Annotated in this window: 27 protein-coding genes; 12 read left to right on the top strand and 15 right to left on the bottom strand. The window is 62.0% G+C overall.

Going from position 1 to position 26,033, the window contains the following annotated elements; all coding sequences use genetic code 11:
- Positions 1-141 precede the first annotated feature (141 nt).
- A complete protein-coding gene (locus ACFWXH_RS16335) occupies positions 142-1,101 on the top strand; it encodes a zinc-binding alcohol dehydrogenase family protein (protein WP_379121931.1) in 960 nt (319 codons plus the stop codon).
- Positions 1,102-1,327: 226 nt separating this feature from the next.
- Positions 1,328-2,164: an alpha/beta fold hydrolase gene (locus tag ACFWXH_RS16330; RefSeq protein ID WP_379121929.1), complete on the top strand. Its 837-nt coding sequence runs from the start codon at positions 1,328-1,330 to the stop codon at positions 2,162-2,164.
- Positions 2,165-2,223: 59 nt separating this feature from the next.
- Here ACFWXH_RS16330 and ACFWXH_RS16325 read toward each other — a convergent pair whose 3' ends face one another.
- Both ACFWXH_RS16325 and ACFWXH_RS16320 read right to left on the bottom strand, forming a co-directional pair.
- Complete coding sequence (locus ACFWXH_RS16325; RefSeq protein WP_379121927.1) at positions 2,224-2,709, bottom strand: SRPBCC family protein; 486 nt, start codon at positions 2,707-2,709, stop codon at positions 2,224-2,226.
- Positions 2,706-3,023, bottom strand: coding sequence for an ArsR/SmtB family transcription factor (locus ACFWXH_RS16320; RefSeq protein WP_379121925.1), 318 nt, complete (start codon positions 3,021-3,023; stop codon positions 2,706-2,708). Before ACFWXH_RS16320 ends, ACFWXH_RS16325 begins: the two co-directional genes overlap by 4 nt.
- A gap of 173 nt (positions 3,024-3,196) precedes the next feature.
- Between ACFWXH_RS16320 and ACFWXH_RS16315 the strand changes: the two genes are divergently transcribed.
- The 5 genes from ACFWXH_RS16315 to ACFWXH_RS16295 all read left to right on the top strand — a co-directional run bounded on the left by ACFWXH_RS16315 (position 3,197) and on the right by ACFWXH_RS16295 (position 8,183).
- A complete protein-coding gene (locus ACFWXH_RS16315; protein WP_379121923.1) occupies positions 3,197-3,856 on the top strand; it encodes a GntR family transcriptional regulator in 660 nt (219 codons plus the stop codon).
- A 23-nt stretch (positions 3,857-3,879) separates the two neighbouring features.
- Positions 3,880-5,415 carry an ABC transporter substrate-binding protein gene (locus ACFWXH_RS16310; protein ID WP_379121921.1) on the top strand — a complete coding sequence of 512 codons (1,536 nt, stop codon included), beginning with the start codon at positions 3,880-3,882 and terminating at the stop codon, positions 5,413-5,415.
- Between the two features lie 55 nt (positions 5,416-5,470).
- A complete protein-coding gene (locus ACFWXH_RS16305) occupies positions 5,471-6,505 on the top strand; it encodes a succinylglutamate desuccinylase/aspartoacylase family protein (RefSeq protein WP_379121919.1) in 1,035 nt (344 codons plus the stop codon).
- Positions 6,502-7,521 carry a threonine aldolase family protein gene (locus ACFWXH_RS16300; protein WP_379121917.1) on the top strand — a complete coding sequence of 340 codons (1,020 nt, stop codon included), beginning with the start codon at positions 6,502-6,504 and terminating at the stop codon, positions 7,519-7,521. The genes ACFWXH_RS16305 and ACFWXH_RS16300 overlap by 4 nt, the downstream gene beginning before the upstream one ends.
- 257 nt (positions 7,522-7,778) lie before the next feature.
- Positions 7,779-8,183 carry a VOC family protein gene (locus ACFWXH_RS16295; RefSeq protein WP_379121915.1) on the top strand — a complete coding sequence of 135 codons (405 nt, stop codon included), beginning with the start codon at positions 7,779-7,781 and terminating at the stop codon, positions 8,181-8,183.
- A 53-nt stretch (positions 8,184-8,236) separates the two neighbouring features.
- On the opposite strand, the gene ACFWXH_RS16290 is transcribed toward ACFWXH_RS16295, so the two are convergent.
- Genes ACFWXH_RS16290 through ACFWXH_RS16270 form a run of 5 tightly spaced genes read right to left on the bottom strand, consistent with a single transcriptional unit; the run spans position 8,237 to position 13,162 of the window.
- The gene (locus ACFWXH_RS16290; RefSeq protein ID WP_379121913.1) at positions 8,237-9,694 is read right to left on the bottom strand and encodes an aldo/keto reductase; all 1,458 of its coding nucleotides are present in this window, start codon (positions 9,692-9,694) and stop codon (positions 8,237-8,239) included.
- 12 nt (positions 9,695-9,706) lie between these two features.
- Positions 9,707-10,705 carry a branched-chain amino acid ABC transporter permease gene (locus ACFWXH_RS16285; RefSeq protein WP_379121911.1) on the bottom strand — a complete coding sequence of 333 codons (999 nt, stop codon included), beginning with the start codon at positions 10,703-10,705 and terminating at the stop codon, positions 9,707-9,709.
- The gene (locus tag ACFWXH_RS16280; RefSeq protein WP_379121909.1) at positions 10,702-11,613 is read right to left on the bottom strand and encodes a branched-chain amino acid ABC transporter permease; all 912 of its coding nucleotides are present in this window, start codon (positions 11,611-11,613) and stop codon (positions 10,702-10,704) included. Before ACFWXH_RS16280 ends, ACFWXH_RS16285 begins: the two co-directional genes overlap by 4 nt.
- Positions 11,610-12,362, bottom strand: coding sequence for an ABC transporter ATP-binding protein (locus tag ACFWXH_RS16275; RefSeq protein ID WP_379121907.1), 753 nt, complete (start codon positions 12,360-12,362; stop codon positions 11,610-11,612). The genes ACFWXH_RS16280 and ACFWXH_RS16275 overlap by 4 nt, the downstream gene beginning before the upstream one ends.
- Positions 12,359-13,162, bottom strand: coding sequence for an ABC transporter ATP-binding protein (locus ACFWXH_RS16270; RefSeq protein WP_379121905.1), 804 nt, complete (start codon positions 13,160-13,162; stop codon positions 12,359-12,361). The genes ACFWXH_RS16275 and ACFWXH_RS16270 overlap by 4 nt, the downstream gene beginning before the upstream one ends.
- Before the next feature lie 173 nt (positions 13,163-13,335).
- Here ACFWXH_RS16270 and ACFWXH_RS16265 point away from each other — a divergent pair, with 173 nt between their 5' ends.
- The 4 genes from ACFWXH_RS16265 (at position 13,336) to ACFWXH_RS16250 (ending at position 16,797) form a co-directional block, all read left to right on the top strand.
- Positions 13,336-14,049, top strand: coding sequence for a GntR family transcriptional regulator (locus tag ACFWXH_RS16265; RefSeq protein WP_379121903.1), 714 nt, complete (start codon positions 13,336-13,338; stop codon positions 14,047-14,049).
- Positions 14,042-14,392, top strand: coding sequence for a TIGR04076 family protein (locus ACFWXH_RS16260; protein ID WP_379121901.1), 351 nt, complete (start codon positions 14,042-14,044; stop codon positions 14,390-14,392). Before ACFWXH_RS16265 ends, ACFWXH_RS16260 begins: the two co-directional genes overlap by 8 nt.
- Before the next feature lie 10 nt (positions 14,393-14,402).
- Positions 14,403-15,452 carry an aldo/keto reductase gene (locus ACFWXH_RS16255; RefSeq protein ID WP_379121899.1) on the top strand — a complete coding sequence of 350 codons (1,050 nt, stop codon included), beginning with the start codon at positions 14,403-14,405 and terminating at the stop codon, positions 15,450-15,452.
- A gap of 79 nt (positions 15,453-15,531) precedes the next feature.
- Entirely contained in the window at positions 15,532-16,797 is a 1,266-nt protein-coding gene (locus tag ACFWXH_RS16250) for an ABC transporter substrate-binding protein (protein WP_379121897.1), read from the top strand.
- 126 nt (positions 16,798-16,923) lie between these two features.
- On the opposite strand, the gene ACFWXH_RS16245 is transcribed toward ACFWXH_RS16250, so the two are convergent.
- From ACFWXH_RS16245 to ACFWXH_RS16215, 7 genes are all read right to left on the bottom strand, one after another.
- Positions 16,924-17,901, bottom strand: a complete 978-nt coding sequence (locus tag ACFWXH_RS16245) for a branched-chain amino acid ABC transporter permease (RefSeq protein ID WP_054311793.1) — start codon at positions 17,899-17,901, stop codon at positions 16,924-16,926.
- Position 17,902: 1 nt separating this feature from the next.
- Entirely contained in the window at positions 17,903-18,784 is an 882-nt protein-coding gene (locus tag ACFWXH_RS16240) for a branched-chain amino acid ABC transporter permease (RefSeq protein WP_054311792.1), read from the bottom strand.
- A 3-nt stretch (positions 18,785-18,787) separates the two neighbouring features.
- Positions 18,788-19,498 (bottom strand): ABC transporter ATP-binding protein, encoded by a 711-nt coding sequence (locus ACFWXH_RS16235; RefSeq protein ID WP_379121894.1) that lies wholly within the window; start codon positions 19,496-19,498, stop codon positions 18,788-18,790.
- Complete coding sequence (locus tag ACFWXH_RS16230) at positions 19,491-20,279, bottom strand: ABC transporter ATP-binding protein (protein WP_379121892.1); 789 nt, start codon at positions 20,277-20,279, stop codon at positions 19,491-19,493. Before ACFWXH_RS16230 ends, ACFWXH_RS16235 begins: the two co-directional genes overlap by 8 nt.
- A gap of 19 nt (positions 20,280-20,298) precedes the next feature.
- A complete protein-coding gene (locus ACFWXH_RS16225; protein WP_054311958.1) occupies positions 20,299-21,501 on the bottom strand; it encodes an ABC transporter substrate-binding protein in 1,203 nt (400 codons plus the stop codon).
- A gap of 225 nt (positions 21,502-21,726) precedes the next feature.
- Positions 21,727-22,344, bottom strand: coding sequence for a LysE family translocator (locus tag ACFWXH_RS16220; RefSeq protein ID WP_379121890.1), 618 nt, complete (start codon positions 22,342-22,344; stop codon positions 21,727-21,729).
- Between the two features lie 186 nt (positions 22,345-22,530).
- Positions 22,531-23,187 (bottom strand): response regulator, encoded by a 657-nt coding sequence (locus tag ACFWXH_RS16215; RefSeq protein WP_379121888.1) that lies wholly within the window; start codon positions 23,185-23,187, stop codon positions 22,531-22,533.
- Between the two features lie 129 nt (positions 23,188-23,316).
- Between ACFWXH_RS16215 and ACFWXH_RS16210 the strand changes: the two genes are divergently transcribed.
- Positions 23,317-25,107, top strand: coding sequence for an ATP-binding protein (locus ACFWXH_RS16210; RefSeq protein WP_379121886.1), 1,791 nt, complete (start codon positions 23,317-23,319; stop codon positions 25,105-25,107).
- A gap of 1 nt (position 25,108) precedes the next feature.
- On the opposite strand, the gene ACFWXH_RS16205 is transcribed toward ACFWXH_RS16210, so the two are convergent.
- Positions 25,109-26,002 carry a carbohydrate ABC transporter permease gene (locus tag ACFWXH_RS16205; RefSeq protein WP_054311787.1) on the bottom strand — a complete coding sequence of 298 codons (894 nt, stop codon included), beginning with the start codon at positions 26,000-26,002 and terminating at the stop codon, positions 25,109-25,111.
- Between the last annotated feature and the right edge of the window lie 31 nt (positions 26,003-26,033).

Genomic DNA, 26,033 nt, shown 5'->3' with positions numbered 1-26,033 from the left:
TCGGCCAACTGATCGGACCGGGTGGCGAGAAGCTGTCACGGGCAGCGCAGATCAAATGCAGATTGCTTGTCGAGCCTCGTCACCCCTTCCGCCCTGCGGTGCGCATTACCCCGATGATAGGGAAGGAGACTGGAGAAGATCATGAAAGCGGCGGTCTATGACAGATGCGGTGCGCCGGAGGTCCTGGACTACAGGGACGTTCCGGACCCCGACCTGGGTGTGTCGGATGTCCTGATCGACGTGGAGGCGATCTCGATTGAAGGCGGAGACCTGATCAATCGGCGAGTGGTGCCGCCACCAAGGTCCGACTTCATCGTCGGCTATGCCTCTGCGGGAACCGTCATTGCGGTGGGAAACGGAGTCACCGGGCGCAAGGTGGGCGACCGGGTGACGGGTTTCGCAGGTGACGGATCACATGCCGCGTTGCGCGCTGTCCCCCAAAATCAGACCTGGAGAGTTCCGGACGATGTCGGTTCTGCAGAAGCTGCCGCTCTGCCGATTTCATTCGGTACGGCTCACCACTGCCTCTTCGCGCGTGGCGCGCTGCAGGCCGGCGAAACCGTGCTGGTGCAGGCCGCAGCCGGAGGTGTCGGCCTTGCCGCGATCCAGCTTGCGAAGCAAGCGGGGGGCAGGGTCATCGCCGTCTCGAGTGGCTCGGACAGGTTGCCGAAGCTGCGATCGGCCGGCGCCGATCACGTGATCGATCATCGCAGCGACGATGTCGCCGAAGCCGTGCTTGAGCTTACTGACGGCCTGGGGGTAAACCTGGTCGTCGATCCGGTCGGTACGACGCTGCCGGTCTCGCTGAAGGCGCTCGCTCGGGAAGGCCGGCTCGTGTTCGTCGGCAATTCCGGAGGAGGCGATCTCGCCCTCGACCTTTGGCCTGCACTTCAGGCAAACCAATCGCTTTTCGGTGTCTTCATGGGCACGCAATTCGTCGATCCGCAGGTCAGAGCCACGGTGGATGACCTGCTTTCGCAAGTCGCCGCATCGAAGCTCACGGTTTTCCTGGACAGGCGATTTTCCCTCGCTTCAGCGGCCAGGGCGCATGACCACGCCGAGCGCGGCCGACCGTTCGGGCGGGTCATCTTGCAACCGTGATGTCTTTCGGGCGTTGGGTCCGAGGTAGATCTCCGTTTGGCGACATGGCTCGTACAGGACGTCTGCCGTTCGCGCGCCGCCTTTGAATTTACGGAGCTCCCTCCTATCTCCACTTCAGGCTTGCCACTCAGCCGCCTCGGCGCTCGCCGCAAGTTTCGCCTTTCCATTCGGTACCGCGCGTGCCGCGGGGCCTGCCACCCACGACGTTCCAGAAGGAGAACACAGCATGGGCTTTGTCACGACCAACGACGACGTGCAGATTTTCTACAAGGACTGGGGTCCCAAGGATGCCCAGCCCATCGTTTTCCACCACGGCTGGCCGCTCAGCTCCGATGATTGGGACGCGCAGATGCTTTTCTTCCTGTCGAAGGGCTACCGCGTCGTCGCGCATGACCGGCGTGGCCACGGACGCTCGGAACAGGTCGCCGAGGGTCATGACATTGACCACTATGCTGCCGATGCCTTTGCCGTCGCGAAGGCGCTGGACCTGAGGAACGCGGTTCACATCGGCCATTCCACCGGTGGCGGCGAAGTCGCGCGGTACGTGGCGCGACACGGCGAGCCTGCCGGCCGGGTGGCCAAGGCTGTCCTCGTCGCCGCCATTCCGCCGCTGATGCTGAAGACCGGCGACAACCCCGAGGGCACGCCGATGGAGGTCTTCGACGGCTTCCGGACCGCGCTGGCCAGCAACCGCGCCCAGTTCTTCCGCGACGTCCCGTCAGGGCCGTTCTACGGCTTCAACCGCGAGGGCGCGACGGTCCATGAAGGCGTGATCCAGAACTGGTGGCGGCAAGGCATGATGGGCAGCGCCAAGGCACACTACGACGGCATCAAGGCCTTCTCGGAAACCGACCAGACCGAGGACCTCAAGGCGATCAGCGTGCCGACGCTGGTGCTGCACGGTGAGGACGACCAGGTCGTTCCGATCGCCGCCTCGGCTTTGAAGGCCGTCAAGCTGCTGCCGAACGCCTCGCTGAAGACCTATCCCGGTTTCTCGCACGGAATGTTGACGGTGAATGCAGACGTGCTGAATGCCGACCTTCTGGCGTTCGTCACCGGCTAAGGTCTCGCGAGACGGAATCAGCCTGACCGGCTCGTTCCGAGCCGGTCGACATGCGGCCGTCAGACTTTGCGGGCCAACAGGTCGGCGTACCGCTTGAGGTACAGCGGCCAACCCTGATCGCCTGCAACTCCGTCACGCTCGCTTTCCCAGCCTGCGCCGTGGCGCTCCAGGTTCCGGTGCTCGATCTCGACACGGGTGCGGTCAGCCGTCTCGGCGGTGAAGCGCACTTCCCACTCGCTGGTTCTGTTCGGATCGGTCTCGATCTGCCAACGCGGACTGATGTCCCAGCTCAGGAGCACGCGGTCGGGCGGCTCATAGGCCAGCACGCGCGCCCAGCGGCATTCGCTGCCGTCGGCGCCACGATCGTAGAGGTAGCCGCCGACCCGAGGCTCGAACACCGTCTCGACAATCGGGACAGCGAGCATGTTGTGCTCGGGTGGTTTGAAACTGCCGAAGTCCTCGGTGAAGACCTTGAATGCGCGCTCGATCGACGCCTCGACCACGACTGACTGTTTCACAGATGCGATTGGTATCTGAGTATTCATCGTGACTCCTCTGGTGTTTTCTCGACCGCCGATTTGTAGGCCGTCAGGGTCTTGCTCCAGAACCGGTCGAGCCAGGCGCGCATCTGGCCAAGTCCGTGCGGGTCGATGTGGTAGACGTTGCTTGCGCCCTTCGGCTCGGCGCGGACCAGCCGCGATTCCCGCAGCACCTTGAGGTGCTGCGAGACCGCCGACTGCGACACGGTCATCTGCCGCGTGATCTCCGCCACCGAGCGCGGACGCTCCGCGATCAGCTCGAAAATCTGCCTGCGGGTCGAATCGCCGAGAGCGACAAGCTGCGCGCTATCAGTAGCCATGACTTATGATTAGTATAAACTGATGATTGTGTCAATTGGAGTCACGCAGAGCGCGTCGGGTGCGACGCGGGAGGCGTCAGGCGGGTTCGATTTGAGGGAGAGCATAACTGTAGGTGATGTCGTATTGACAATTGTTAACAATCAGCAATATGAATAAGGCGGGAGATTGACCAGTGGCACTCGAAAAGCTCAGCCTTGTGGATCGTGCGACGCAGCAACTGCGTCAGATGATTGTTGGAGCGGATCTTTCGCCGGGCCAGCGTCTGACCGAGCAGGAGTTGTCGGATGAAATGCAGGTTGCTCGCGGCACGGTCCGCGCGGCATTGGCTGCATTGGTCGCTGAAAACCTGGTGGTGCGGCGTCCCTATGCCGGCTGGACCGTGCAGTCGGTCAACAACGAGTTGCTGCGCGAGCACTATCAAGTCCGAGGCGCTTTTGAAGAACTCTCGGCACGCCTCGTGGCCGCGTCGTTGAATGAAAGCATACGTGAGACCCTAGAGGCTGCCTACGATCAGCTAATCGAGGCTGAACGGAATGGAGACGCCGAGTCCCGTCTGCAAGCGGATCTGGGTTTCCATGCAAGCATGATCCAGGCGAGCGAAAATAAGCTTTTGATACGGCAATATGAAAGCATCGCCGGTCAGACAGAGTGGCTGTATCGCTGGTCGGAGAACAGCTGGCCACGACGAATTAACCTGCTCGACTGGCATAAGCCGATCCTAGACGCGGTTCTCAGTAAGGGCCCGGAAGCTGCAGCGGCGGCTGTCAGAGCCCATACGCAACGCAGCCTGCATGACGATATGCAGGATCTGCAGAACAAACCCCCGCAGTAATTTTGCCATTTGAAGGAGGAAACATGGCTATCCTCGCATCCTCGCTAACCAGACGTGGCTTTTTGGCCTCAACCGCTGCTGCGGGACTACTACTCCCCTTCGGGACGGCCCGTGCCGCCACACCGCGCAAAGGTGGTGATTTTCGCCTTGCCATGGCTGGCGGCAGTTCCGACAACTCTCTCGATCCGAGAGCATTTACCCAACAAGTCCAAAGGGTGATTGGTGTCGCTGTCTGCAACCAGCTGGTGGAAATCCTTCCAGACGGAACGTTGACACCGGAGCTGGCCGAAAGCTGGCAAAGCAACGACGCAATCAATTGGATTCTCCAGATCCGCCAGGGCGTTACGTTCCACAACGGCAAGGCGCTCGATGCCGAAGATGTCGTCTATTCGATCAATCTTCACCGGGGTAAGACGACCTCCGGCGCAAAGTCCCTGTTTGATGCGATCTCTGAGATCAAGGCAAACGGCCCTCATGAAGTCGCCGTGACACTCGCAAGCCCGAATGCGGAGTTCATGCATACGTTTGCCGACTACCACGCAATGATCGTGCCTGCGGGTTTCGAAGACTGGCAAAAACTCGTCGGGACGGGGGGCTACATTCTGGAAAGCTTCCAGCCGGGGATTCGCGCCACGTTGAAGCGCAACGGCAACTATTGGAAAACTGATCGCGCTCATGTCGAGCGGGTCATCCTGACGGTTATGAACGATTCCACCGCACGGCTGGCTGCTCTTCAAAGTGGGGCGGCAGATGTCATTAACCAGCTCGACCGCAAGGTCTTTCCTCTTGTCGAACGAAACCAGGCACTGAAAGTCGTGCGTTCTCCGGGCGCTGTGCATTGGACGTTCATCGGCGCTTTCAATGCTGAGCCGACAAAGAACAATGATGTCCGGCAGGCGTTGAAATTCGGCTGCGATCGACAGGCTATGCTGGATTTGATCATGCGCGGGCTCGGAACGCTCGGAAATGATCATCCGATCGCACCAAACAATCCCTATTATAACGGCGCGCTGGAACAGCACGTGTTTGACGCCGATAAGGCGAGATTCCACCTCAAGAAGGCCGGTCTCGAAAAGCTGACCCTCGATCTTTACACATCGGACGCGGCTTTGCCCGAGGCCGTCAGCCTGTCGGAGGTATATCAAAGCAAGGCTGGTGCCGCGGGCATCGATCTCAAGGTTATCAAGCGTCCGGCAGACGGTTACTGGTCAGACACATGGATGAAGAAGCCATTCACGGTTTCGAGCTGGCTTAACCGCCCGGTCGACCAGACCTTTTCGCTGATCTATGGCACCGGCTCCGCCTGGAACGAAAGCTATTGGTCCAATGCTCAGTTCGACAAACTTCTGGCAGAAGGCAAAGCCACCCTCGATTTCGACAAGCGTAAGGAAATCTACGGTGAACTGCAGGCGATCCTGAATGACGAGGGGCCAAGCATCATCCCGATCTTCGCTGATTTCCTGGACGCCAGATCCGTCAAAGTTCAGGGGTTCGAACCCAGCGGCGTGTCGGATCTGTCGGGAGATCGCATTATCGAACGCGTCTGGCTCGACGAATAAGTGAAGCGTCTGATCGCTGTCGAAGTGGCCATCAATCGCTTGCGGGAGGGTTCTCATGTCATTGTCGATGGCATGGACTGATGTCGATCTGGATGCACCAGGTCGGCAGGTCGGGCTGATACGTGTAGAGCACTCCGTGCATCGCTCGGCCTATGGAACGATCCCCGTTCCGTTGGCTGTGTTCGCGAATGGTCGCGGGCCAACGCTTCTGCTGATGGCCGGTTCGCACGGCGACGAATATGAAGGTCAACTCGCCCTGGCACGTTTGATCCGAACCATCGACGTGGAGCGGATCAATGGACGGATTCTTGTACTGCCGGCGGCAAATCAGCCTGCGGTCATTGAAGGGTCGCGCACGTCACCGCTCGACGGAGGAAACCTGAACCGGTCATTTGGAGATAACCATATCGACACCCCGACCGGCAGGATTGCCGCGTTCATCACGCAGGAATTGATCGGGCGCTGCGATGCGGTTCTGGATTTGCATTCGGGGGGCAGCTCGCTGAACCATCTGCCATGCTCCTATGCCGATCTTGGAACCGACAAGGCTATGGCTCAAAAGACGTTCGCTGCCCTGGAGGCAATGAACGCGCCGCTTTCCTGGGCACAGTTCGGATGTCCGGCGGGTTCGGTTGCGGGGCGTGCCGTTGTTCAACGGGGAGCCATGCATCTTTCAGGCGAGTTCGGCGGTGGTGGCCATCTCGGCGCCGACGCGCTCGAAGTTGCCGAACGCTGCATCTATCGACTGCTCGACCATTTGGGCATCCTGAACATGGAGGACCGGTGGCGAACTGAAATCTCCACGCGCTTCGTCTCTAACGTCCAGGACGATTTCGTCTACGCGCCAAGAGATGGTGTCTTCGAGCCCTTGGCGAGATTGGGCGAGACTGTCGAGGTCGGGCAACTCGCCGGCTATCTGCATGCGCCGGAGCGCCCGCTGGAGCCGCCCCTGGAGTTGCATTTTGCAAGCCGGGGGATCGTTTCTGTCATCCGTGCCATGGGGCGGAGCAGGAGTGGCGATTGCTTGTTTCAATTGCTGGGCGAGATCGAGCGCGGCGAGATCCTGAGGTCGATCGAGACCATGGCATGAACGATTTTCGTTCGGATAACACCTGTCCGGCTGCTCCAACTGTTCTCGAAAAACTTCAGAAGGTGCTGGCAAGCGGCCAGACCGCTTATGCTGAAGACGAAATTACTGCGAAGGTTCAGGACAAGCTCAGGGCGATTTTCGAATGCGACCTGGAGTTTTTCCCGATATTCACCGGAACGGCCGCCAATGCCTTGGCGATATCCCAGATCTCCGGCCGTTTCGGCGAAGTCATCTGCCATCGCAACTCCCACGTTTTTGTCGATGAGTGCGGGGCTGTCGAATTTTATGCCTCCGCACGACTTCGACCTGTCGCGGGTCAACAAGGCAAGCTTGCTCTGGAGGATCTTCCAGAACTGCTGGACGATGGCGATGTGCATCGCGGCAAACCGACGGTGCTTTCCCTGAGCCAGAGCACTGAGACAGGGATCGCCTATCGCAGCGAGGAAATCGCGCTTCTGGCTGGAAGGGCCAAGGATGCGGGCCTGCGAGTGCACATGGATGGAACTCGTTTTGCAAATGCCCTTGCATTCACAGGCGCTTCCCCTGCCGATCTGAGCTGGCGTTCGGGGGTCGACGTCTTGTGTCTTGGCGCCACAAAAGGCGGCGCAATCGGGGCTGAGGCGGTAATCTTTTTTTCGGCAGCGGATGCCTTGGAGTTCCGCAGGACGATGAAGCGGGCCGGTCATCTTGGGGCCCGCATGTGGTTCCTTTCTGCGCAGATCGATGCCTGGCTCGCCGACGATTTCTGGCTGCAATCGGCCGGTCATGCCAATGCGATGGCCGCTCTTCTCGGCAAGGCATTGCGAGACAGTGGCATGGAGCCACTCTATCCTGTGGAAGCGAATATGGTTTTCGTCGAGATGACCCGCGACCAAAGCGACGCCTTGAGAAACAGAGGGTTTTTGCATTATTTCATCAAACAGCCGGACGGCCGAAATGCAGCTCGATTTGTAACCTCGCACAACACAGGCGGGAGTGAGATCGAGGCGCTTGCCCTGGCGATCCGGGCGATGTGAGCCATCGCGACAGACGCGCCCGTCTGAATCCCATCAACAGCATACCATCGTACGCAGTTGAATCGGCAAGGGGGCAGGCTCGTGGCAGGCTGATCCGATGGCCGTATTGTCGGTTTCTTCCACGCAGTAGATCAAAGGCCACGCGCAAGCGCCAGAAACTGGAGAGGTGGCAAGTGGGTTGATGAGGGAGCCTGCGACGCGTAACCCAGGGCATCGAAGGCGTTCAGCCAGAGCTTTATTCGCGGAGGGGAGAAACGATGGCTACACCGACAAAAATGGGAACACTGCCGGTCAATGCGCAGGTCACTTTCCTCTATTACAAGGACCTTGCGGCCCCCGAGCATTTTTATGGGGAGCAGTTGGGTTTCGAAAAAACCTTCGACAAGGGCTGGGTCAAGTTCTTCCGCATCACCGACCATTCCTATGTCGGCCTCGTCGACGAAGCGAAGGGACATCACCAGGCTTCCGACGCCAAGGCGGTCATGGTGAGCATGGAAACGCCGGAGATCGAGGCCTGGTACGAGCGCATGAAAGGCAACGGCGCCGAGATCGTCGTGCATTTCGATCCGGCCAAGGCGGGAGAGCAGATGGTCTCCACCTTCCTGATGCGCGATCCCGGAGGCTACAGCGTCGAGTTCTTCCGTTTCAACAAGCGCGACTGAGTGCCTGTCTCAACGGCTGCACGACACGGCGCGGAAAAGTCAGGAAACGGTGCTCAGTCCACCACCGCTTCCGCCTCGATCTCGACCTCGTAGTCGCCGATCAGGTCGCCCGCCGCGATCATGGTGTTGGCCGGCTTGATCTCGCCGAAGAAACGGCCATGTGCCCGGGATGCCGGCTCCCATTGCGCGGCATCGCGCAGATAGATGCGCGTGCGCACGACATCCTCGGCGCGCCCGCCAAGTGCCGCGATCGAAGCCAGGATCTTGTCGAGGATGTAGGTGGTCTGTGCGCCGGCGTCGCCGGGCGCGACGCAACGATCCGCACCATGGGTGGCGGTCGTTCCGGAAACGCGGATCGTATCCTTCACCCGCACGGCACGGCTGAAGCCCGCAATGGGTTCCCAGATGCTGCCGGACGACACGCGCGAGCGTTCCGGCCGCCCCGGGACGGGCTCGGCCACAAAGATCGAAGGCAGGGCATCGAGATGATGGCTCAGGTCGCCCGAGGCAGTGAGATAGGGTGGACGGCGGTATTCGTCGCCGCAATCGCCCGGGATCGGCTGCGTGCCAGCAAAGGCCGCCTCGAGCCGGGCCTTGTCCTCTCCATCGAGCACGAAGGAAAAGGCTTTCAGATTGTCGTCACGGTGTTCGCTTTCGCCGAGCCGCGCGCCGATGATGGCGGCTGCGACCGACGGATGCTCCAGCACCCAGCGGGTCGCGACATTGGAGATCGAGACGGTGTGCTTGCGCGCGATTTCGCCCGCTGCGGCGAGCACGCCTTGAAAGGCCTCCCAGCCACCGGCCGTGTCGATGAAACGCTTGTATTTCGAGCGGCTCCAGTCTGGGATCGAGGCCGGTTCCGGCGCGCCAAGCCACTTGTCGGCGAGAAAACCGCCACACAGGGTTCCATAAGCGAACAGCTTGACGTTGCTGCGCGCGCAGACGTCGGAAAGCATTCCGGCGGCGCGGCGGTCGATCAGGGAAAAGGAGACCTGATTGGAGGCAAGCGGGATGCCGTCGGCGAGTGCCAGGGCCAGATGCGCGGCATCGAAATTGGTGACGCCGATCGCGCCGATCAGGCCTTCCTGCCTGAGCCGCGCCATTTCGTGCAGAGCATCCAGCCATGCCGAGTGCTCGAAGCTCCACCAGTGGAGCTGCAGCAAGTCGACCTTCTCGACGCCGAGCCGGTCGAGCCTTTCCTGGACACCCTTTCGCACGACCTCTGCCGTCATCGGGCCGGGTTCCGGGCACCATTTGGTGAAGGCCAGAGGTCGATTGCCAGCAGGGTAGCGAGCCAGCAGGTGACCCGTGATGATCTCCGCGCTGCCGTAATGGTCAGCCATGTCGAACGTGTCGAAGCCTGCTTTGGCATAGGCCTGCAGGGCATCGGCCCCGTATTCGGGGTCGAGCATCTCGCCGCCTTTCTCCAGATCAGCGACCTGCCATAGTCCGCACAGCAGCCGGCTGATATCGAGCCCCGCCAGCGTCGTGCGCTCAGGAGTGATTGGCATGTTGGGCCTCGCTCAGGATTCGGGAAGGGTGGATTTGGGCGCTGTCCGGCGCGCTGGCTTGAGGCGAGCAAGATGGCGTGAAACGATCCGCTCCTCTCCCAGAATGCCGCGTGGCCGCAAAAGCAGGATGGCGCACAGCCCGACGCCGATGAGCACGATGCGCAGCGCGGCGGCACGTGCCTGCTGGTCCGGTGGGAACAGGGATGCGATGGTGCCGGCCGAAGCCGCCCAGATGCCCCAGACCAGGATGGCCCCAAGGATGGCCCCGCGATTGTTGCCGGACCCGCCGACGATCAGCATGGCCCAGACCTGGAAGGTGAGCAGCGGCACATAATTGTCGGGCGCGATGAAGCCGACGAAATGGGCTTGGGTTGCCCCGGCCAGCCCCATGATGGCACCGCCGATCGCAAAGGCCTGCAAGCGGAAGCGGGTGGCGTTCTTGCCGAGCGCCAGCGCGGCCGTCTCATCTTCGCGGATGGCGCGCAGCACACGCCCCCATGGACTGCGCAGCAGATGTTCGAGCGCGAAATAGAGCAGGACAACCACGACGACCAGCACGCCGAGATTGAGCAGGCTGAAGGCCAGCGGATCGCCGGCCAGATTGGCGAAGGGCCTTGGAATGAAGCCGATGCCGAAGGGACCACCGGTGACGCCTTGCAGGTTGAGCGCGACAAGCTGCACCGTCACCGCCACGCCGAAGGTCGCGATGGCGAGATAGTCGGCGCGTAGCCGGATCGTCAGCCAGCCGACGAGAAACGAGGCAAGGCCCGTGGCTAGCGCTGCCCCCAGCCAGCCGACCAGGATCGGCAGGCCGAAGCCACCAAAACGGTCCGGTGCGTCGGGCGTGGTCAGCAGCGCCGAGACGTAGGCGCCGATGGCGACGAAACCGGCAACGCCCACGTTGAACAGGCCGGTCTGTCCCCATTGCACGTTGAGGCCCAGGCACATGACGGCATAGGTCAGGGCCATGGTCAGGAAAAAGGCGACATAGGCGACGAGTTCGACGCTCATTCCGCCCTCCCGAACAGGCCTTGCGGGCGCAGCAACAAGACGAAGACGAGGATCATGAACGCGACGGCCGCGCGCCATTCGGCGCCGATCAGCTGCACACCGAGCGCTTCCGCAAGACCGACGATCAGGCCCGCCAGCATCGCCCCGGGCACGCTGCCGATGCCGCCGAGGATCGCGGCCGCAAACAGCGGCAGCAACAGGTCGAAGCCCATATAGGGACGGATCTGCACCAGCAGGCCGGCCATGACGCCGGCGATGCAGGCAAGCCCTGCGCCCAGCACCCAGACGGTGCGGATCACCTTGCGCGCATCGATGCCGGCAACGCCGGCAAGCTGCTGGTTCTCGCTCACCGCGCGCATGGAACGCCCGATCGCCGTACGCGTCAGCAGGATGTGGATCGCGACGACGAGAACGGCCGCGACGACCAGCGACAGCAACTGGTCGGGCGTTGCCCTCAAGCCGCCGCCGAGTGGAAGCGCGATCTGCAAGGCCTTCGAGAAATAGACGGGCTTCGAGGTGAAGATGAATTCAAGCAGGCTGCGCAGCGCCAGCGAGGCGCCGAAGCTTGCCATCACCATGATGATGATGGCGCTGCGGCGCTTGCGCAGCGGGCCGAACAGCAGCGCATCGACCAGCAGCGCCAGCGCTGCCGTCAGCGCCACGGCGGCGAGCACCGCAAGCGGCAGCGACCAGCCGAAGGAGAATGGCCCGATCGGCTTGAGCAGCGCCCCCGACAGTGAGCCGAGCAGGCCGCTGGTGGCGAGCGCGAGGTAGGCGCCCCAGCTGATCATCTCGCCATGCGCGAAATTGGCGAAACGCAGGATCGAATAGGTCAGAGTGATGCCGATGGCACCAAGCCCGATCATCGCGCCGGCGATCAGGCCATCCATGATCAGTTGCGGGTTCATGGCGTTGCCGCCTTTCCCGCATGGTGGGCGCCGAGATAGAGTTCGGCGACGATCGGGTCTTCGGCGAGCGTGGCCGCCGGCCCTTCATGCCGCAACTGTCCTTCCACCAGGATCGCCGCGCGATCGGCGATGGCCAGCGCCGCCTTCACATTCTGCTCGACCAGGATGATGGTGACACCAGTGTCGTTGATCGCCTTCAACTGGGCAAACACTTCCTGCACGATCTTGGGTGAAAGGCCCGCCGAAGGCTCGTCCAGGATCAGCACGCTCGGCTCGACGATCAGCGCGCGCGCCACTGCCAGCATCTGCCGTTGGCCGCCCGAAAGTTGGCCGGCACGCAACGAAGGCCGCGTTGCGAGATCGGGGAACATTGCATAGAGGTCGGCCACGCGGCGGCTGCGTTTTTCCTTGGGCAGCACATTCGCGGCCAGAAGCAGATTGTCGTGGATCGACATCGTCGCGAAGATGTTTTCGGTCTGTGGCACGAAGGCCAGGCCGTGGCGGATCTTCTCATGCGTCGGCACCGCAGTGATGTCGAAATCGCCGAGCAGCGTGGCGCCGGAATGGATTGGCACGAGTCCGGCGATCGCCTTGACGAAAGTGGATTTGCCGGCGCCGTTGGGTCCGAGCACGATGACGAGTTCGCCGTTGCGAATCGAAAAGTCAACGCCGCGGACGATCGGCAGGTCGGGCTCGTAACCGGCGACAAGGGCTTGCGTCGAAAGCGCGATGGGCTGCGGTCCGGTCATGCCGCGACCTCGCCGAGATAGGCTTCGATCACGGTGCGGTTGCGGGAAACCTCGTCGGGGGTTCCTTCCGTCAGCAATTTTCCCGCTGCCATGACGACGACGCGGCCGCATAGGCGGGCGACCATGTCCATATTGTGCTCGATCAGCAGGATCGACTTGCCCTGGCCATTGAGCTCAAGAACGCGATCTATGATGAGCTCCAGCAGCGTCGGGTTGACGCCGGCAGCCGGCTCGTCGAGCAGGATGGTCTCAGGGTCCGCCATCAGCACGCGCGCCAGTTCCAGGAGCTTGCGCTGTCCGCCCGACAGCACCCGTGCCGGCTCGGCTTCCAATCCGGACAGTTTGACGAAGTCGAGCAGGGCGCGTGCTTTCTCGACGGCCTGACGTTCCTCGCCGGCGACGCGGCCCGGCTGGAGAAAATTCATCCATATACGTTCGCCGGACTGCTGCTGGCTGCCGGTCAGGACATTCTCCAGTACCGTCATTTCGGCGAAGGGACGCGGAATCTGAAACGTGCGTCCGATGCCGCGCGCGATGCGTCGTTCCGGCCGCTCCTGCGCAACCTCGACACCGCCGATCCGGATCGATCCGGATGTGGGGTTCAGGCTGCCCGCGATGAGGTTGAAGAGGGTGGTTTTACCGGCGCCGTTCGGGCCGATCAGCCCTGCCATCTCGCCGCGATGCAGGGTGATCGACATGCGGTCGACGGCGCGCAGGCCGCCGAACTGCTTGACCAGATCGCACGCCTCGACGAGCGGGCCGTTGGGTTTATCGGAAGAGGCATGTGCGACAGGCTGCATCGTGGCCGATCGATTATTTTTTGATCTGTGATGTTTGATCAAACTTTACATCGCAGCAAATTGCAACTACGAAAATGAGCAATGGCTTGAGGTGTCCGGCTCCGAATGGTGGACGAAATGCCTGATCGCGAAATTCGCAGAACTTGTCCGAACCACCGTGACAGGGCGGCGGCATGAGCCGCCGCGCGCTTTCGCCGGTCGTGCGCGAGACATTGCACGACCGTGTCTATGCCGAACTGCGCCGCTCGCTGATCCACGGGATGTTCGACGCGGGCGAGATCATGCGCATCGTCGACCTATCCGAGACATTGGCGACCAGCACCATGCCGGTGCGCGAGGCACTCGGCCGCCTGGTTTCAGAACAGGCGCTGGAGGCGCTGCCCAACCGGTCCGTCCGGGTGCCTCTGATCACGCGCGAAAGATTGGAAGATCTTGCCCGCGCGCGCTGTCTCATCGAGGGGCAGATCACGGCCCTTGCCTTGCCCAATCTCGCTGCTGCCGATTTCATCGAGCTCAGGCAGCTGACCTCGGCCTGCGAGGCCGCCTTCGCTAGCAACGACAGCGACAAGGCGCACAAGACGTCCGAGCTCAACCATGCCTTCCATTTCTACATCTACCGGGCTGCCGGCTCGGCGGTGCTGATCCCCATCGTGGAAAGCCTGTGGCTGCAATCTGGTCCCTATGTCCGCAAGGCGGCCCAGATCCACGATGAGAACCGCGACATTCCGGCCACCCATCATCACTGGGCATTGATCGAGGCCCTGGAGCGCCGCGATGTTGCCGGCTCGGTCAAGGCGCTGACCGACGACATCACCCGTTCGTTCAACCTGATCCGCGGTCGCCTCGATGCCGAGGAGATCGAAGCGCGGGAGCTGCGCCATGGCTGAAAGGCAGGATGATTCCTTCGAGCTCTACGATCTGCGCGTCGAAGTGACCGCGCCGGAAGGCGGAGCGATCTATTGCGGCGCCAAGGTTGGAGATTATTTCGAGATGCGCGGCGAGATGCTGCATCTGCCGCCCGGGCAGGGCTTCTCGATCTATTCGCTGGCGGCTCTTTTGCCGCTGCTGCCGGCCAAGCAGCGGCCGACCCACAAGAACGACTGGATGACGACCGACGCCGAAGTGGCCTGTCCGGATCCCAATTGCAGCTCGCGTTTCCGCATCACCCGAACCGGCCTGCGCCGCTTCAGTCATGCCCAGACGACGGCCGTGCCGCTGAACGACGATTGAGACGACAAGCATGCAGAGAACCAGACTGGCATCGGACTATGAGATTTCGCGGGTCATCCGCGGCGGCTGGCAGATGGCCAGCGGCCACGGTGTTGCATCGAGCGACGATCCGATCGCCGACATGACCGCTTTTGCCGATGCCGGCATCACCACCTTCGACTGCGCCGACATCTATACGGGCGTCGAGGAACTGATCGGCCGTTTCCGGCTGCGCTACCGGGATCAGCGCGGGCAGGAGGCGCTCGACCGCATCAAGGTGCATACGAAATTCGTGCCCGATCTCGATGTCTTGCCGCGTATCACCAAGAATTATGTCGAAGGCGTCATCGAGCAGTCGTTGCGGCGGCTCAATCTCGACCGGCTCGATCTGGTGCAGTTTCACTGGTGGGATTACGAAGCGCCGCGGTGGCTGGAGACCGCGGGCTGGCTGAACGAGCTGAGGCAGGCCGGCAAGATCGATCGGATCGGCGGCACCAACTTCGATACCGATCATGTCGAAGCGATCGTCGCTGCTGGTGTGCCGCTGACCTCCATGCAGGTGCAATATTCGCTGCTCGATGCGCGGCCGGCCAGGCGCATGGCCGCACTTGCTGCGGAAAAGGGCATTGCGTTCCTGTGTTATGGCACCGTTGCCGGTGGCTTCCTCGGCGACCGCTGGCTCGGCGCGGCCGAACCGGTTGAGCCCTATGAGAACCGTTCGCTCGTCAAATACAAACTGATCATCGACGATTTCGGCGGTTGGGACCTGTTCCAGGAGCTGTTGCGGACCCTGCGTGCGGTGGCCGACCGCCATGGCGCCGACATCGCCACCATCGCCAGTGCTGCCATGCTATCGCGTCCCTCGGTGGCGGCGGTCATCGTCGGCGCACGCAGCCGGGCACACCTGGCTTCAAATCTCGCCATCGCGAACATCGATCTGACCGACCATGATCAGGAACAGATCGCAGCGGTGCTCGACAAGGCAAGCGAGATCGAAGGCGATGTCTACACACTCGAGCGCGACCGCCACGGCCGTCATGGCTCGATCATGAAATACAACCTCAACAAGGGAGCTGCCTGATCAAGCGGGGCAGACTGGACCTTTTCGCAGACCAGACGAGGCCGTGTCGGGAGCACGGCCATAACAAAGGGGAAATGACATGAAGAAACATCTTTTCGCCACCACCATGCTGGCGGCATTGGCCGCTTCGGCGGCGCCTGCGCTCGCCGCCGATTGCGACATCACCGTCGGGCTGGTCATGGAACTGACCGGCCCTGCCGGCGAGTATGGCCAGGCCGGAGCGAAATCCGTTGAAATGGCGTTCCGCGACTTCAACGAAGCCGGTGGCGTCGGCGGCTGCAAGCTCGTCACCGATACGCGCGACAGCCAGAGCCAGGGCAATGTCGCCGTCGACCAGGCAACGCAGCTGGTCAACATCAAGAAGGTGCCGGTCATCATCGGCGGCATCATCTCGTCGGTGTCGATCCCGATCCTGACCTCGGTAACCGCGCCGGCAGGCATCGTGCAGGTGTCGCCGGCTTCGTCTTCGCCGACGCTGACCGCGCTTGGCAAGGACGGCAAGACCAACGGGGTTTTCTTCCGCACCATCACCTCGGATGCGTTGCAAGGCACGGCAGCTGCGAAATACGCCATCGACCAAGGTCTGAAGAAGCTTGCCATCATCCACGTCAACAACGACTTCGGCGTCAACATGGTCAAGGAATTCGCCGACGCCTACAAGAAGCTCGGCGGCACCATCACCTCGACGACGCCCTACAATGAAAAGCAGGCGAGTTATTCGGCCGAGGCGAGCGCCGCGATGGCCGGTGAACCCGAGGCGCTTTATCTCGTCAGCTATCCTGTCGACGGCGCAACGATCGCGCGCGCCTGGATCTCCGGCGGCGGCGCGCAGAAGTTCCTGCTCAATGACGGCATGAACTCTGCCGAGTTCATCGATGCCGTCGGCGCGCAATATCTCAACGACGCCTACGGCACCTCGTCGGGCACCAGCAAGACGGCTTCGACCGACTATTTCTACGGCGCCTATGAAGCCTTCTCCGGTGGCATCAAACCCGACGCGCCGGCTGCCGACCGCTCCTACGATGCGGGTGCGATCGTGGCACTGGCCATCGCCAAGGCCGGCAAGGGCGACGCCGCAGCGATCAAGGCGGCGATCCCGGAAGTGGTCTCCGCCAAGGGCGAACCGATCCATGCCGGCAAGGAGGAATTCGCCAAGGCGCTCGCGCTGATCAAGGAAGGCAAGCCGGTCAAATATGAAGGCGTCATCGGTCCGGTCTCCTTCGACCAGTATGGCGACATCACCGGCCCGTTCCGTCTGTGGAAGGTCAAGGACGGCAAGGTCGAGACGGTCGGCGAGATGAGCGCAGACGATGTCAGCAAGACCAAGGCCGAAATCCAGAAGTAGCCGGCTTCAGGCGGATGCCATCCCCGGTCGAGGCTTCGCGCTCGGGTTCCCTGGATCGGTCGATGCTGATTGTATCGACCGATCCAGGCTGAGCCCTCAAGCGCAGCGAACCATTTTCTGCGTGCGTTATTCCGGCTTTTCTCCACGCCGGCGATCCAGCCACGCATAGATCTCGCCGACGATGCCTTTGCGGAAAATCAGAACGCAGACCATGAAGATCAGACCCGTGGCGATGGTCACCGGGAAGTCCGAGGTCGCGAGCAGGTTCTGCAGGGCGACGACAAAGCCAGCGCCGAAGATCGGGCCGGCCATGGTGCCGATGCCGCCCAGCAGCGTCATCAGGATGACTTCTCCCGACATCTGCCAGGCGACGTCGGTCAGCGTGGCGAACTGGAAGACCAGCGCCTTGATCGCGCCGGCAAGCCCGGCGAGCGCTGCCGACATCACGAAAGCGGCGAGCTTGTAGTTCTGCACGGAATAGCCGAGCGAGATGGCGCGGTTCTCATTCTCGCGGATCGAACGCAGGATGAGGCCGAAGGGCGAATTGACGATGCGCCAGACGATGAAAAGACCGAGCAGGAAATTGGCGGCGACGAAATAATACATCGTATGCTCGTCATGAAGGTCGAACACGCCGAGGAAGGTTCCGCGTGGTACGCCCTGGATGCCGTCCTCGCCGCCGGTGAAACCGGCCTGTACGCAGAAGAAGAAGAACATCTGCGAAAGCGCCAGCGTGATCATGGCGAAATAGATGCCCTGGCGGCGAATGGCGAAGAAGCCGATGACGAGGCCGAGCAAGGCCGCGCCGGCAACGCCGATAAAAATGCCGATTTCGGGCGAAACGCCCCACACCTTGACGGCATGCGCCGTGAAATAGGCCGCCCCTCCAAAGAAGGCGGCATGGCCGAACGACAGCAGGCCCGTATAGCCGAGCAGAAGATTGAAGGCGCAGGCGAACAACGCAAAGCACATCATCTTCATGATGAAGATCGGGTAGACGAAAAACGGCAGCGCCAGCAGCGCCACCACGCCGAGCCCGATCAGGACGGTCTCCAGGCGGTTCGCGGTTCCGGTCTTGCCCGGTTGGACGGTCGCGTCGGTCATATCAGGCGTCCTTCCCGAACAGGCCGGCGGGGCGGATCAGCAGGACGATCGCCATGATCACGAAGATGACGATGCTCGAAGCTTCCGGGTAGAACACCTTGGTCAGGCCTTCGGCGAGGCCGAGCATATAGCCGGTCAGGATCGCTCCCAGGATCGAGCCCATGCCGCCGACCACCACCACGGCGAACACGATGATGATCATGTTGGAGCCCATCAAGGGACTGACCTGGTAGACTGGGGCGGCCATGATGCCGGCGAGCCCGGCAAGGCCGGCACCGAGGCCGTAGGTCAGCGTCAGCAGCATCGGCACGTTGACACCGAAGGACTGCACCAGCTTGGGGTTCTCGGTCGCGGCGCGCAGATACGAGCCGAATTTGGTCTTTTCGACCAGCAGCCAGGCACCCAGGCAAACGATGAGCGACGCCACGACGATCCAGCCGCGGTAGATCGGCAGGAACATGAAGCCGAGATTGACGCCGCCGGCGAGAGCGGTCGGCACCGGATAGGGGTTACCGGAAACGCCGTAGACATAGCGGAAGACGCCTTCCAGTACCAAGGCGAGCCCGAAGGTGAAGAGCAGGCCGTAGAGCGGATCCACCTCATAGAGCCGCGACAGGGCGAGGCGCTCGACGACGATACCGAACAGGCCGACCACGATCGGCACCAGGATCAGTGCCGGCCAATAGCCGATGCCGAGCTTGGCGAGGACGAGATAGCCGATGAAGGCACCGAGCATGTATTGCGCGCCATGCGCGAAGTTGATGACGCGCAGCAGGCCGAAGATGATGGCGAGGCCGAGCGACAGCATGGCGTAGAACGAGCCGTTGATCAGCCCGACCAGCAGCTGTCCAGCAAAGGCCTGAATGGGGATACCGAAAATCACCGCTCAGACCCCCAGCACTTCATGCAGTTCATCCATCCTGTTCTCGAGTTCGCCGACCGGAAACTCGGACAGCACCTTGCCGTGCTCCATCAGATAGAAGCGATCCGCGATGCGGCTGGCGAAGCGGAAATTCTGCTCGACCAGCAGGATCGTCATGCCGCGCCGCTTCAGTTCCGCCAGCAATTCGCCGATGCGTTGCACGATCACCGGCGCCAGTCCTTCCGTCGGCTCGTCGAGCAGGATGGTCCTGGCGCCTGTGCGCAGGATGCGCGCGATCGCCAGCATCTGCTGCTCTCCGCCGGAAAGCTTGGTACCCTGGCTGTTGCGCCGTTCCTTGAGGTTCGGGAACAGGTCGAAAATCTCATCGACGCCCATGCCGCCTTCCGCCACCACAGGCGGCAGCATCAGGTTCTCGTCGACAGTCAGCGTGGCGAAGATGCCGCGTTCTTCCGGCACATAGGCGATGCCCGCCCGCGCCGTGTGGTGCAGAGGCATGCGGATCAGGTCCTTGCCGGCAAACGTCACCTGGCCGGTCCGCTTGCGGATCAGCCCCATGATCGCCCGCAATGTCGTCGTCTTGCCGACGCCGTTGCGGCCGAGCAAGGTGACCGTCTCGCCCTGATGGATATCGAGGTCGACGCCATGCAGCGCATGGCTTTCGCCATACCAGGCGTTCAGACCGCGAACCGAGAGCAAAGGGCCCGCGCTACCCATGTTCGGTCCCCATATAGGCAACCCGCACGCGCTCGTCCTTGCTCACCGTGTCGTAGTCTCCGGCCGCCAGCATCTGACCGCGCTGCAACACCGTCACCCAGTCGGCAATGTCGGCGACGACGGAAAGATTGTGCTCGACCATCAGCACGGCACGGTCCTGGGCGATGGTATGGACCAGTTTGGAGATCGCGCCGACATCCTCATGGCCCATGCCCGCCATCGGCTCGTCGAGCAGCAGGACCTTGGGATCGAGGGCCAGGGTGGTGGCGATCTCGAGCACGCGCTTGCGGCCATAGGAAAGGTCGGATGCCAGCCTGTTCCTGGCGTTGTCCAGGCCAACGGCCTGCAGCAGGTCCATAGCCTTCGGCGTCAATTGGTCAAGCGCGGAAAGCGAACGCCAGAACTGGGTGGCGAGACCGTTTGGCCGCTGCAGCGCCACCCGCACATTGTCGAGCACGGTCAGGTGCGGAAAGGTCGCCGATATCTGGAACGAGCGCACGACGCCCATGCGCGCCACCTTGGCCGGCGCAGCCTTGGTGATGTCGTGACCGTCCAGGGTGATGGTTCCTGCGGTGGGCTGCAGGAACTTGGTCAAAAGGTTGAACACGGTCGTCTTGCCGGCCCCATTCGGGCCGATCAGGGCATGGATCTTGCCGTGATGGACGTCGAGGTCGACATCCTTCACGGCAACGAAGCCGGCAAAATCACGCCGCAAGCCGCGCGCGGACAGGACGGGAGAACCTGAATTCGGTTGGGATTCGGTATTCAATGATACCCCCATCCCTGTTCGCGGCAGCGGCCTACTTCACCAGCGGGCATCCGGACTCCGCAGGCTTGGTGTAGGCTTCGTCGCCGGGAATGGTCGCGAGAACCTTGTAGTAGTCCCACGGGCCTTTGCTCTCCGACGGCTTCTTCACCTCCATCAGATACATGTCGTAGATCATGCGGCCGTTGGGGCCGACCTTGCCGCCACGGGCAAAGACGTCTTCGACAGGCATTTCGTGCAGGTTCTTCGAAACCGCTTCGGTTTCGTCGGTGCCGGCCTTGTCGATGGCCTTGAGGTATTGAAGCACGGCCGAATAGGTGCCGGCCTGAATCATGTTCGGCATGCGGCCGGTGCGGTCCATGAACTTCTTCGACCAGGCGCGGGATTCATCGTCACGGTCCCAGTAGAAGCCTTCGGTCAGCGTCAGGCCCTGTGCCGCCTCCAGACCCAGGCCATGCACTTCGGCGAGGGTGAAGAGAAGTGCTGCCATGCGCTGGCCGCCGGAAACGATGCCGAATTCCGCCGCCTGCTTGATCGCATTGGCGGTGTCCAGACCGGCATTGGCAAGGCCGATGACCTTGGCGCCGGAAGACTGCGCCTGCAGCAGGAAGGACGAATAGTCCGTGGTAGCGAGCGGATGGCGCACGGCGCCCAGCACCTTGCCACCCTTCGAGGTCACGAATTTCGAGGTCTGCTCTTCCAGCGAATAGCCGAAGGCATAGTCAGCGGTCAGGAAGAACCAGGTGTCGCCGCCCTGCTGCACCAGCGCTCCGCCGGTGCCGACGGCCAGGGCGTGCGTGTCGTAAGCCCAATGGAACCCGTAGGGCGAGCAGGACTTGCCGGTGAGTTCGGAGGTCGCCGCACCCGTGACGATGTCGATCTTTTTCTTTTCCTGCGAGATGCCCTGGACGGCGAGCGCGACGGACGAGGTGGTGAGCTCCATGATCGCGTCGACCTGCTCGGTATCGTACCATTGGCGCGCGATGTTGGAGGCGATGTCTGCCTTGTTCTGATGATCGGCGGTGACCACCTCGATCGGCATATCCTTCACCTTGCCGCCGAAGTCTTCCACCGCCATCTTGGCCGCCTCATAGGACCATTTACCGCCGAAGTCGGCATAGACGCCGGATTGATCGTTCAGAATGCCGATCTTGACCTTGTTGTCCGAAAACTGCTGTGCGGCCGCAGGTAACGAAACGCTTGCCAGAAGCGCGACTGCGAGCGCGCGTGAGATCATTGCCATATGGTTCCTCCCGAATGGACTGCGGCCCTCCAGCCGCCGCATGCAAACCTCACCCTTATGCAGTCTAGCAAGGACGCGCGCGTAAAGTCAGCATGGCACGGCCGCATCGAAGAATTCCAGTACGACCATGTGCGTAGAGGATGACGACCGACAACGGCTCTCCCAAGCCGTTGGGCGTGCGCCACATGAGATGTTTATGCTCTCGTCAGGTTTCCGGCCCTAAACCTGATGCGTGACGAGCGCGACACCGAGGCCGATCAGGATCGAACCGCAAGCTTTCGGGACAATCCAGCTGGAAGTGCCTGAAGACAGCCGCCCGAGCGTGACGGAGGCGAGACCGACGGCGGCGACATCGGCGGCAGAGAACACCAGATTGACCACCATGCCGAGGATCAGGAACTGCAGCCAGAGCGGAATCGCAGCAGCGGTATCCACGAATTGCGGCAGGAAGGTCAGGAAGAACAGCGCGGTCTTGGGGTTGAGCACTTCCACGACGATGCTGTCGCGCATCGTATCCGGTCGCCGCGGTTCGCTGCTTTCGGTTGCGTGGTTCCAGCCCAGGAACATGGTGACGCCAAGCCACACCAGATAGGCCGCACCGGCAAAACGGATCGCGGCGTAAATCGTCGGCGCGCTCTCGACCAGCGAAGCCAGGCCGATGGAAGCGGCGGCGATATGGACATAGCAGCCGAGATGGATGCCAAGCGCGGCCATCAATCCGGCATGGCGGCCGTGAGCCACGGTTTGTGCGGTCATGTAGAGGATGGCTGGCCCGGGCATGCAGGCGAAAGCCACCGTCGCGACAACGAACGGAATCCACGGTTCCAGCGATGACATGCGATCCTCCCTGGCCTGTTGCGTCTTGCACGGTGCAGGACGTCCGAGTGCCGTTGCGGAAGGGATAGAAGGGCGGGAGGAGTGGAGACATACGGCAGATGCCGTATTTCGGCATGCGCATGGCGGCGCTACGGTGATGTTGGTTAAGGGGGCGTTACCGGAATGATGGCAGCAGAAGCCACAACTTCAGCCTGTGGGCAGCCCCAGCCGAACCGCGTAGGCGGTCAGCTCCGCGGTGCTGTGGAGGTCGAGCTTTCGCATCAGGTTTTCACGGTGCTTGCGGGCGGTCGCCTGGCTGATACCGAGCCGCTCCGCGGTTTCACGCGCCGTCATGCCTTGCGCCACCAGAAGCAGGATCTGGCGTTCGCGCTGGGTCAAAGGCACCGGCGAAATGATTTCCTGCGCGTCCGGCATCCGGCTCCTGTCCGGCTCGCTGACTGCGAAACGCACCGTTCGCGCAAGATAGGTCCCGCCTTGCCGCAGCGCCTCAATCGCCGCACCGAGTTCTTCAGGGTCGCCATCCTTGGTGAGATACGCGTTCGCTCCGAACTCCAGCGCCAGCCGGACCGTCCGAGGCTCGATATTGGCGGTCAGCACAACGATCTTCAGCCGTGGCGCCAGCTCCCTGATTTCGGCGATGAACGGCACGCCCGACACGCCGGGCATGCCGAGATCGAGAACGAGCAGGTCGGCCTTCGTGTCGCGCACGACTTTGAGCAGCGTCTCCCCCTCTGCCGCTTCCGCCACCACCGACACATTCTCCATCGCACCGATGAGCAGCTTCACGCCTTCGCGCATGATGGCGTGGTCGTCGGCAAGGATGGCGGTCAGCGGGCGATGCATGATGTCTCTGTCCTGGGGACGGCAGCTTAGTTCGGCGATTGCTAACGTATGGGAAACATGCAGGCGATAGATCAACCTGCCAGCCGGGGAAAGGGCCAGCCCAGCTTGGCTGACGGTGCGAGGGGTTCGATGCAGGAAGACAAGATCCAGGAAGCCCTGATCGAACATCTCTACCGCAATGCCTATGGCATCGTGATCTCCAACGTCACCATCTCGCTCGGCATAATCTACGTGCTTTATGGTTCGGTTCCGACGAACTGGCTCGTGCCCTGGGCCATCGCCGTCTACGCGCTGATCGCGGCTCGGGTCCTCGCCGCTCGACATTTCTGGAAACATCCGCGGACGCCGGGTTCCTTGCGCCGATGGGCGTGGGCAGCCGCGGGCTTTTCGTGGATATCGGGCCTGCTTTGGGGCTCGCTGACATGGATCGGCTTCGTGCCCGACCAACCGCATCTGTTTGCCTTCATCGTGGCAATCCTTGCCGGCCTGGTCAGCGGCACCATTCCGTCCCTGTCGGCCTTTCCACCGGCGCTGATCGGTTCGATCTTTGCGACAACGATACCGGTGGCAGCCCGCTTCACGACGATGCCGGGCGCCATCGGCGACGCCTATCTGTTCCTGCTCGCCTGCCTGATCGCCATCAACATCTATTATGGCCGCATCGCCTACCGCATGCTGCACGAGATGATCCGCTTGCGGCTGGAAAATGTCGGGCTGATCGACCATCTCCAGGAAGAGCGGGATCGCGCGCAGACCGCCGACCGCGCCAAGACGCGGTTCCTTGCGGCCGCATCGCACGATCTGCGCCAGCCCATCCACGCGCTTGGGCTGCTGATTTCAACTCTCTCGGTGCTCGGCCGTCGCGGCGACGTCCCATCCGGCGAAGCGCGTAGTCTCGCCAGTTCGGCGAAAGCGATCGTCGGCAATCTGAGTGGCCTGCTCAACGCGCTTCTCGACATCTCGAAGCTCGATGCCGGCGTCGTTACCGTGGCCAGGGAGAATGTCGATCTTGGCGAACTCTTCCGCAACCTGAACGACGAGTTTGCCGCGTCGGCTCGGGCGAAAGGGTTGAGCTGGCGGGTCGTGGAGACATCTGCCCATGTCGACACCGATCCGATGATGCTGAAGCGGATCCTCGACAATCTTCTCACCAACGCGTTCCGCTATACGAATTCCGGCAGCGTGCTCCTCGGTTGCCGCCGGCGTGGAACGGCGGTGGAGATCCAGGTCTGGGATAGTGGTTTCGGGATACCGGAAGAGCAGAAGGCTGCTGTCTTCGAGGAATTCGTTCAACTGCACAATCCGGCGCGGGACAAGGCACAGGGCTTGGGTCTTGGCCTGGCTATAGTGCGCAGAACGGCCGAACTCCTTGGGCATCCGCTGAAACTGGTTTCAGTGCCGGATCGCGGCTCGATGTTTTCCGTGACGCTGCCGTCCATTCATGTCATCGCGCCGGCCTTGCCGCCCAGCAACGCGACGCAGGGTCAAACCGCAGCAAGTCTGATGATCGTCGATGACGAACGGGACGTGCTCGACGCCATGGTCCGTTTGCTGACGCTGGAAGGCCACCGGATCTATGCCGGGCAATCGGCCGCGGAAGTGAAGGCCGTTCACAGCGCCGCTGCGAGGAAGGATTCGGCGCCGGTCGACCTGATCGTGGCAGACTATCGCCTGAAGGACAACGCGACGGGCGTCGAGGCGATCAAGACGTTGTCCGCCTATCTTGGCCGTACCGTGCCGGGCATCATCGTGACGGGCGATACCTCGCCTTCCCGTATCCGCGAAGCGACGGCCAGTGGCTTCCGCATCCTGCACAAGCCGATCAGCGGCGATGGTCTCAAGGAAGCGATCGCCGCGGTTCTGGCGGCGGATCGACGCGAGAGAGACGCAATTGGCGGGATAGGAGAGCAGTCCGGATAGCTTACTCCTTCACCGCTCCGGTCATCGACGACACGTAATAGTCGACGAAGAAAGAATAGAGGATCACGACCGGAAGCGAGCCGAACAGGGCGCCCGCCATCAGCGATCCCCATTCGAACACGTCGCCCCGCACCAGCTCGGTAAGCACCCCCACCGGTACGGTCTTGTTCTCCGACGACTGGATGAAAGTCAGCGCATAGATGAATTCGTTCCATGACAGCGTGAAAGCGAAGATGCCGGCGGAGATCAGTCCCGGCACCGCCAGCGGCAGGATGATCCTGACGAGGATCTGCCAGCGCGAAGCCCCGTCCACCAGTGCGCTCTCCTCCAGCTCGAAGGGGATGGAGCGGAAATAACCCATCAGCAGCCAGGTGCAGAAGGGGATGAGGAAGGTCGGATAGGTGAAGATGAGCGCAAGCCGCGAGTCGTACATACCGAGCTTGAAAACGATGAAGGCCAGCGGGATGAAGAGGATCGACGGCGGCACCAGATAGGCGAGGAAGATGAGAAGCCCGACGGAGCGTGAGCCGGTGAAGCGCACGCGCTCGATCGCATAGGCTCCGAAGACGGAGGCAGCCAGTGACAGGATGGTGGAGCACACCGCGACAAGCATCGTGTTCCACAGCCAGCCGGGATAGGACGTCTCAAACAGCAGGTATTTGATGTGATCGAGCGTCGCCCCGACGACCCAGAACGGGCTGTAGTTGTTGTAGTCGGTGAGCTGGGAATTCGGCTTAACCGCCGTGATGGCCATCCAGTAGAATGGGAAGAGCAGCACGAAGACGAACACGGCGAGCGGCAGATACAGCACCAAGATGCGGCGCGGCAGCCGGTTGAGATAGCTCATGCCCTCGGCATTGTCGGTCAGGGCGTCGGCTGGAACCTTGCTTGACATGTCGGTGTCTCCCTGAGCAATTCCAGCAAAA

The sequence above is a fragment of the Mesorhizobium sp. NPDC059054 genome, assembly GCF_042739215.1.
Classification (GTDB): domain Bacteria; phylum Pseudomonadota; class Alphaproteobacteria; order Rhizobiales; family Rhizobiaceae; genus Mesorhizobium.
The sequence above is the reverse complement of the archived record's forward strand: the minus strand, read 5'-3'. Positions and strand labels throughout refer to the sequence as shown.

Bases quoted from the DNA above. Each gene is read 5' to 3' on its own strand.
- ACFWXH_RS16265 (WP_379121903.1), top strand. From the start codon at position 13,336: ATGAGCCGCCGCGCGCTTTCGCCGGTCGTGCGCGAGACATTGCACGAC.
- ACFWXH_RS16305 (WP_379121919.1), top strand. From the start codon at position 5,471: ATGTCATTGTCGATGGCATGGACTGATGTCGATCTGGATGCACCAGGT.
- ACFWXH_RS16235 (WP_379121894.1), bottom strand. From the start codon at position 19,498: ATGGGTAGCGCGGGCCCTTTGCTCTCGGTTCGCGGTCTGAACGCCTGG.
- ACFWXH_RS16250 (WP_379121897.1), top strand. From the start codon at position 15,532: ATGAAGAAACATCTTTTCGCCACCACCATGCTGGCGGCATTGGCCGCT.
- ACFWXH_RS16255 (WP_379121899.1), top strand. From the start codon at position 14,403: ATGCAGAGAACCAGACTGGCATCGGACTATGAGATTTCGCGGGTCATC.
- ACFWXH_RS16295 (WP_379121915.1), top strand. From the start codon at position 7,779: ATGGCTACACCGACAAAAATGGGAACACTGCCGGTCAATGCGCAGGTC.
- ACFWXH_RS16230 (WP_379121892.1), bottom strand. From the start codon at position 20,279: ATGGGGGTATCATTGAATACCGAATCCCAACCGAATTCAGGTTCTCCC.
- ACFWXH_RS16270 (WP_379121905.1), bottom strand. From the start codon at position 13,162: ATGCAGCCTGTCGCACATGCCTCTTCCGATAAACCCAACGGCCCGCTC.
- ACFWXH_RS16325 (WP_379121927.1), bottom strand. From the start codon at position 2,709: ATGAATACTCAGATACCAATCGCATCTGTGAAACAGTCAGTCGTGGTC.
- ACFWXH_RS16220 (WP_379121890.1), bottom strand. From the start codon at position 22,344: ATGTCATCGCTGGAACCGTGGATTCCGTTCGTTGTCGCGACGGTGGCT.
- ACFWXH_RS16290 (WP_379121913.1), bottom strand. From the start codon at position 9,694: ATGCCAATCACTCCTGAGCGCACGACGCTGGCGGGGCTCGATATCAGC.
- ACFWXH_RS16205 (WP_054311787.1), bottom strand. From the start codon at position 26,002: ATGTCAAGCAAGGTTCCAGCCGACGCCCTGACCGACAATGCCGAGGGC.
- ACFWXH_RS16260 (WP_379121901.1), top strand. From the start codon at position 14,042: ATGGCTGAAAGGCAGGATGATTCCTTCGAGCTCTACGATCTGCGCGTC.
- ACFWXH_RS16320 (WP_379121925.1), bottom strand. From the start codon at position 3,023: ATGGCTACTGATAGCGCGCAGCTTGTCGCTCTCGGCGATTCGACCCGC.
- ACFWXH_RS16285 (WP_379121911.1), bottom strand. From the start codon at position 10,705: ATGAGCGTCGAACTCGTCGCCTATGTCGCCTTTTTCCTGACCATGGCC.
- ACFWXH_RS16215 (WP_379121888.1), bottom strand. From the start codon at position 23,187: ATGCATCGCCCGCTGACCGCCATCCTTGCCGACGACCACGCCATCATG.
- ACFWXH_RS16245 (WP_054311793.1), bottom strand. From the start codon at position 17,901: ATGACCGACGCGACCGTCCAACCGGGCAAGACCGGAACCGCGAACCGC.
- ACFWXH_RS16280 (WP_379121909.1), bottom strand. From the start codon at position 11,613: ATGAACCCGCAACTGATCATGGATGGCCTGATCGCCGGCGCGATGATC.
- ACFWXH_RS16210 (WP_379121886.1), top strand. From the start codon at position 23,317: ATGCAGGAAGACAAGATCCAGGAAGCCCTGATCGAACATCTCTACCGC.
- ACFWXH_RS16335 (WP_379121931.1), top strand. From the start codon at position 142: ATGAAAGCGGCGGTCTATGACAGATGCGGTGCGCCGGAGGTCCTGGAC.
- ACFWXH_RS16310 (WP_379121921.1), top strand. From the start codon at position 3,880: ATGGCTATCCTCGCATCCTCGCTAACCAGACGTGGCTTTTTGGCCTCA.
- ACFWXH_RS16300 (WP_379121917.1), top strand. From the start codon at position 6,502: ATGAACGATTTTCGTTCGGATAACACCTGTCCGGCTGCTCCAACTGTT.
- ACFWXH_RS16330 (WP_379121929.1), top strand. From the start codon at position 1,328: ATGGGCTTTGTCACGACCAACGACGACGTGCAGATTTTCTACAAGGAC.
- ACFWXH_RS16275 (WP_379121907.1), bottom strand. From the start codon at position 12,362: ATGACCGGACCGCAGCCCATCGCGCTTTCGACGCAAGCCCTTGTCGCC.
- ACFWXH_RS16225 (WP_054311958.1), bottom strand. From the start codon at position 21,501: ATGATCTCACGCGCGCTCGCAGTCGCGCTTCTGGCAAGCGTTTCGTTA.